Source organism: Streptomyces sp. A 4/2 (assembly GCF_940670765.1).
In the GTDB taxonomy this organism is placed as follows: Bacteria; Actinomycetota; Actinomycetes; order Streptomycetales; family Streptomycetaceae; genus Streptomyces.
In genome coordinates this window covers 1-5,823 of record NZ_CALNVW010000055.1, presented here as the reverse complement: position 1 = coordinate 5,823, position 5,823 = coordinate 1, and the positions used below count along the sequence as shown (strand labels likewise).

The 5,823-nt window shown below is 71.0% G+C and carries 6 protein-coding genes; 2 read left to right on the top strand and 4 right to left on the bottom strand.

The window, feature by feature from the left end; genetic code table 11:
* Positions 1–219 precede the first annotated feature (219 nt).
* A complete protein-coding gene (locus NBY69_RS34610) occupies positions 220–579 on the top strand; it encodes a VOC family protein (RefSeq protein WP_250306139.1) in 360 nt (119 codons plus the stop codon).
* Between the two features lie 66 nt (positions 580–645).
* On the opposite strand, the gene NBY69_RS34605 is transcribed toward NBY69_RS34610, so the two are convergent.
* The 3 genes from NBY69_RS34605 to NBY69_RS37480 form a co-directional block, all read right to left on the bottom strand.
* The gene (locus tag NBY69_RS34605; RefSeq protein WP_250306138.1) at positions 646–1,536 is read right to left on the bottom strand and encodes a hypothetical protein; all 891 of its coding nucleotides are present in this window, start codon (positions 1,534–1,536) and stop codon (positions 646–648) included.
* Entirely contained in the window at positions 1,533–3,011 is a 1,479-nt protein-coding gene (locus NBY69_RS34600) for an MBL fold metallo-hydrolase (protein WP_250306137.1), read from the bottom strand. Before NBY69_RS34600 ends, NBY69_RS34605 begins: the two co-directional genes overlap by 4 nt.
* Positions 3,012–3,095: 84 nt before the next feature.
* Positions 3,096–3,221, bottom strand: a complete 126-nt coding sequence (locus NBY69_RS37480; protein ID WP_284350134.1) for a hypothetical protein — start codon at positions 3,219–3,221, stop codon at positions 3,096–3,098.
* Between the two features lie 200 nt (positions 3,222–3,421).
* On the opposite strand from NBY69_RS37480, the gene NBY69_RS34595 reads away from it, so the two are divergent.
* The gene (locus tag NBY69_RS34595; protein WP_250306135.1) at positions 3,422–4,732 is read left to right on the top strand and encodes an XRE family transcriptional regulator; all 1,311 of its coding nucleotides are present in this window, start codon (positions 3,422–3,424) and stop codon (positions 4,730–4,732) included.
* On the opposite strand, the gene NBY69_RS34590 is transcribed toward NBY69_RS34595, so the two are convergent.
* Positions 4,729–5,538, bottom strand: coding sequence for an alpha/beta hydrolase (locus tag NBY69_RS34590; protein WP_250306134.1), 810 nt, complete (start codon positions 5,536–5,538; stop codon positions 4,729–4,731). The two genes, NBY69_RS34595 and NBY69_RS34590, sit on opposite strands and share 4 nt — an antisense overlap.
* Positions 5,539–5,823: the final 285 nt, after the last annotated feature.

Genomic DNA, 5,823 nt, shown 5'->3' with positions numbered 1-5,823 from the left:
GAGCGGCTGACGGTCAAGCACACGTGCCGGCAGGCCAGTTCGTCACGGGGATCCGTTCACCCGTGGATGGTGGGCGCACGCAGTTGTCCCGGTTCCACTGAGTCGTTGCGGAAATTGGGGCTGCTGGCGGTACGACGCCTGGACGTCTGCTCCAGGACCCCATGCGGAGCGCAGGAATCAGGATCCGGCACTCGTAAGGTATTCCTCTGGAGGTGGGCCGTGTTCAGCACCGTACGTACCGTGATGACCTTCGCCGTGGACCCTGAGGCATCGGCCCGGTGGTGGGGTGAGCTCCTGGACGTCCCCGTGAAGCTCGACGTCAGCGACACCGGGGCCGTCTACGCCTGGGTGGCGATCGGCAGCGTCGACGTCGGCTTTCACCCGGTGGACGACGAGCGCAATCCCAGGGGCGGCAGCCCGGTCGTGTACTGGGGTGTGGACGACGTCGACCAGGTCCGCAAGCGACTGCTGGCGGCCGGCTGCGAGCACCACCGCGGCCCGCTGACGATCGAGCCCGGCCGGCGCATTGCCCAACTGCGCGACCCATTCGGCACAGTCGTCGGCATCGAGGGCCCGTAGAACGCGCCGAAACGCCCGGCACCCCGCTGACCATCAGGACTCAGCGGGGCGTCGGCGTTTCAGCGTTCACTGGTCCAAGCCGTGCAGGCCTTCCAATCCGGTGGCCGCCGCGTACGCGCACAGGGCGGACTTCAGTGAGCCAGCCGTCCAGTGAGCGCCGAGCGCGGCGGTGGCGTCCAGGTACAGGCCCAGCACCCGGTCCGGGCTGAGCTCGTGCCCGGCCTGCCGCAGGACGGCGGGCAGGGTAACCAGGTCGATCAGCCCGGTCACGTCCGGGCGCACGCTTTCCACGTCGAGCAGCACCACCTCGCCACCCGGGCGTCGCCGCAGGTGCTCGGGCTTGAGGTCGAGGTGGCCCAGCGGCACCAAGTGCGGGCCGTAGGCGTCCAAATGCGCGGCCAGCACCTCACCGAACGCAGACGGGTCCGTGATCCACGCCGGGGTCGGGGCACCGCGCAGGGCGTCGACGGAGAAACCGGCCAGCGCCCCGGCGGCCTCGCCGGGCAGCCGTAGTGAGGCCGTGTGGACAGCGGCGACCCGCTCGGCCAGCACGGCAGGCATGGCCACCCCGCTCCAGTCAGCGGGCTCGGGCAGGTACTCCAGCAGCAGCGACAGCGACTCCTCGCCCTCCGCGTACAGCAGGGCGACCGGGGCTGTATCGGCCAGCAGCTCGTACGCCAGCGTCTCCCCGGCGTACGCGGCCGCATCGGCGTGGAGCTTGAGCACCAGCGAGCCTTCCGGCGGCGGCCGGTGCACGGTGAACACCGCAGCGGTATACCGGGCGCTGACCACGCTGACCCTGCCGTCCACGCCGGGGTGGTCGGCCGCGAGGGCCTGGCGGGCGCGTACGAGAAGGTCAACGGGGTCGGCGGGCATCGGGGTGGCAAGCCACCCGGCCGGGCGGATGCGGGCCAGCCCGGTCAGCGCCTCGGCGGCGGTGGCCGGGGCGGTGGTCACTGTGCTCCCGTAGGCGCGGCGGTACCAGCGGCCAGGTTCACGTAGGACAGGGCGGCGAGGTCGGGGCGCTGGTGCTCACCGTAGATGCCGAAGAAGGCGTAGACGAGGCTGTCCAGCGGGCGGCCGATGTGCCAGCACTCCATCGCGCCGCCAGCCACGTCCCACACCTGCAGGCGGCCCTGGAGCAGGGCAAGGTAGTCCTGGAAGAACATCTCGGCACCGAACGGATAGGCGGTCATCGCTTCCTCACGACCGGTCGCCTCGACCTGAACGAAGTCGGCGGTGGCGACGTCCCAGGCGAACTGCATGAGCTTGCCGCCAGGGCCGTCTTTGAGCCGCAGCACCGCGCGGTGGGGGCCGAGCGGGCCGGAGAGGTACTCGGGGATGCTGCACGCCAGCATCCCCGTGCCGGTGGCCAGCAGTTCGCGGCCCAACCGCGGCAGCTCCGCCTTCACAACCGTCAGGGCTCGGTCCTGGTCAGCGTCGTCGGGCGGCTCGGCGAGCGGGGAGAGCTCGACGTCGCCGGGGTCGGCCAGGAACGCAGCGTGGGTGACCAGCGCTTCGTACTCGACGTCGTTGTCGATCCGCACCCAGCCGACCTGGTCCGACGTCACCTTCTCCGCGGGAGAGGCCGGGACGGTCAACCGCTCGCCCGGACGTGGGCCGTGGACGTGGAAGAGACTCTGCAGGCCGTTGGCAGCCGTGGCCATCTTCGGGTGGTCGGAGTAGAGGAACGGCCCGTGCGGCGAGCCGGGCGGCAAGAACCCGTTGCCGCACAGCGCCACGTCCGCGACGCCGTCGAGCGGGGCGAGCACTTCGAGCAGCAACTGGTTGAGGACGCTCAGGCCGGTCTTGTGGCGGGTGCCGTCCCTACCAGGCAGCAGGTTGATCGAGGAGGCGGGCATACCGGGCGGCACGATCTGAGAGTTGTTGGAGACCACGGCCATCCGCGGCACGGGCTGCACGCCCTCGGCAACCTGCTGCAGGTACAGGTCCGAGGGGTCGGCGTCCACCGCGATGAACACGGCCGGGCCGTCGCCGACCCGCAGGCAGGGCTGGACGACGCGGTCCTCCCAGAAGAGCGTCTGGGCGCCGGCGGGGTAGAGGGTGACGCCCAGGTCGCCCAGCACAATCGGCTGGGTGTGGTCGACGCGGCGGACCTCGAAGCCGAGCCGGACGATCGCCTCCTCTACCGGGACGGGCAACAGGGGCCCGCTGTAGACGGGCACCTGGCGGTCCAGCAGGTCCAGGGAAGGCAGGTGGAAGTGGTCGAGGTGCTCGTGGGTGAGCACGACGGCGTCCGGGCGGGGCATCAGGCCCGCGTCGATGTCGCGCGGCGGCCAGACCTGGCACTCGGCACGGCCGGGCAGGCCGAACGTCGGCTTGAGGACGGGGTCGATCAGGACGCGGTGGCCGCCACCCTGGATCAGCCAGGTCTGGTGGCCCAGGAACGTCAGCTCCAGGTGGGTGTCCACGGATTGCCTCCTTGATGTGCGGGACCGGGGCAGGACCCCGGAGGGCGGGACGGCCCCAGCCGTCCCGCCCTCCGGGAGATCACTTCAGTGGTGGTAGGTGTGCGGGGCGGCGGTCAGCGCGCCGGTGCCGACGAGCCGGCTGACCTTCGCCTGGATCGCGGCGACCTTCTTGGGGTCGAGGGTGACCGGGGCCTTCGCGGTGGTCTTCATGGTGGTCTCCTTGCGTAGAGGGGGTGTTGGGGACTCGGCCGGGTGAGCCGGTCCGGTGCTCACAGTTCACCGTCATGCGAAGCCTGGGTCGAGGCCGGATCACCGGACGCTTCACCGGACACCGTGACAGATAGGTACTGTTCCCTCGCTGACGGTTGCCATGATGGCTACCTTGGCGGTCCTGGATTCTGGTGGTGCCCATGCCCGAACATGCCGTCGCCAACTGGCGTATCGTCGCCGCCCGCGTCAAGCGCGGCTGGCACACCCAGGAGGACTTCACCGCCGCGTACGAGGACAAGGCCCGCGAGCTGCGCGAGCAGGCCATGATCTCGGTACGGCAGGTGAGGCGGTGGGAGTCGGGCGAGTCGACCTGGCCCAACCGCGACGCCCGGCGCGTCCTGGAGGCGATGTTCGGTTGCCCGCTTGAGGACCTCGGCTTTCGACGGCCCGCCCGGCCAACCGGACGGCGCCCGGGAGGGAGCGGACGACAGGTGGAGGAGCACGTGCGCCGACGGACACTTCTGGGCCTGGTGGGCACCGCCCCGGTGCTCGACCTCACGGCCCTGGACCGCCTCACCGCCGCCGCCCACGGCGCCCGGTGCTACGGCGACCGCGAACTCCTCGGCCACCTGCGGACCGCGCTGGACGACGCCGCCCGCGCCGACGGGTTGGCCGGCCCACGCGAGGCGCTGCCCACCGTGCTGGGTATTCTCGCAGCGATCAACTCCGCCGCCCGCACTTCCGTCCCTGGACTGCGGCGCGAGCTGCTGGCCCTTGGCGCCCGGGGTGCCGAGTTGACCGCCTGGCTGCACCGCGACGCCGGCGCCCCCGCCCCGGCCGTCGCGTACTGGCACCACCAGGCGAAGGAGTGGGCAACACTGACCGGCGACGGTGCCATGCATGCCTACGTCCTACTGCGCCAGGCCCAGGCCACCGACCGCACCGGCGCGGCCAGAATGCTCGATCTCGCTCACGCCGCCACCGCCGGCCCCTGGACGCTGCCACCGGGACCGCGCGCGGAAGCGTTCCAGCAGCAGGCCAGGGCGCTGGCACTCACCGGCGTCCGCATCGAGGAGGTGGCCCGCACGCTCGACCAGGCGCACAACGCGCTCGGTCAGGCCACCCCCGCGAGCGGGCCCGCCACCTGCACCGGTCCGCTCGGCGACGGCTACACCAGAGAGCGGCTGATGGTGCAGAGCGCGATCTGCTACCGCGAAGCCGGCCAGAGCGAACGGGCCGTCAGCCTCTTCGGCGAACACCTCGCCACGGCTGCGTTCGCGCCCCGCGACCGGGCGTTCTTCACCGCCCAGTACTCGGGTGCCCTGGTCGCGGCCGGCGAACCGGACGAGGCCGCCTCCACTGCAATGGAGGCCCTGGCGCTCGCCTCCGGCGCCCGCTTCGGCCAGGTACTCGCCGAGCTACACCGCACCGCCGATGACCTCACGCCGTATGCCCAGCGCCCGGCCGTACGCGAGTTCCGGCAGCGGCTGGGCGAGCTGGTGATGGCCTAACCGACCAAGAAGGCGCTCACCTTCCCGATGACCTCGCGCTGCCACGCCTGCGACTGCGGGTCCAGGTACTCAGGGTCGTCGTGGACGGCGAAGCCGTGTTGGGCGCCGTCGAGCTCCACCAGTTCCACCGGACCGCCGAACATCGCCTTGTACCGACGGGAGGACTCGATGGGCACGAAAGTGTCCGCCGTACCGTGCGCCATCAGTACCGGCGCCCGCACCGCCGCGAGGATGCTCGGGGTGTCCAGGTAGAAGACCTCGTTCAGCAGGGTCCGGTTAAGTTCGAACGGCGACTTCTCGGTGAAGCCCTGCTTGTCCAGTCGGGCGGCCATGTCCTTGGACAGGTAGTCATACGACCAGCCCGGCCGGGAGGTGACGTACCGCTCCTTGTAGTCCAGCCGCGGGTTCAGCAGTACCAGCTTGGCGACCTCGTTGGGCCGGTGGGCGGCGTGCAGTGCGGCGGCGCCGCCGGAGAACGAGGTGGCGATCACGTGCACCGGGCCCAGGTGGCCGGTATGTGCGCGCAGGTGGTCGCCGGCCGCGCGGATGTCGTTGGTCACCGAGGCGATCGTCAGCTCCGACTCGCGCCCACCGCTGGCCCCGTGCGCCCGCAGGTCGAACCGCAGACTGGTCACCCCTGAGGCGGCGAGGCAGGCGGCCAGGCGCGTGAAGAAGCCACCCTCTTGCCGGGTCACCCCCGACCCGTGGACCAGGACCGCAGTCCCGACCGGCGTTTCCGCCGAGCAGACCGTGCCGAACAACGCGGTACCGTCCAGGGACTGAAACGCCGTCTCGTGTTCGACCATACGCAGATCGTAGCCACTCGATTGCGGCTCCCGGAGCCGCTCGCCCGATTCCCGGAGCTGGCCAGCCAGCTCTACAACACGCGTGTTCAGGCTCCCATGGTCATCTCAATGTGGGTCTGGTAGGCATCTCGGCCGGCCCTCGTGTACGCACACCGGCAGTGCGGGCGGGCTGCGGTCTGCGTCCCTTGCGCGTCCTCACGGACCCACCGTGCGGGAGCGGTGATGACCGGTTGGTCGACGACTGCTGATTTCGCCGGTGCCGCGCGAGGCGTCGCTGTACGGGGG

Coding starts and splice junctions, on each gene's coding strand:
- NBY69_RS34595 (WP_250306135.1), top strand. CDS start 3,422: ATGCCCGAACATGCCGTCGCCAACTGGCGTATCGTCGCCGCCCGCGTC.
- NBY69_RS34590 (WP_250306134.1), bottom strand. CDS start 5,538: ATGGTCGAACACGAGACGGCGTTTCAGTCCCTGGACGGTACCGCGTTG.
- NBY69_RS37480 (WP_284350134.1), bottom strand. CDS start 3,221: ATGAAGACCACCGCGAAGGCCCCGGTCACCCTCGACCCCAAGAAGGTC.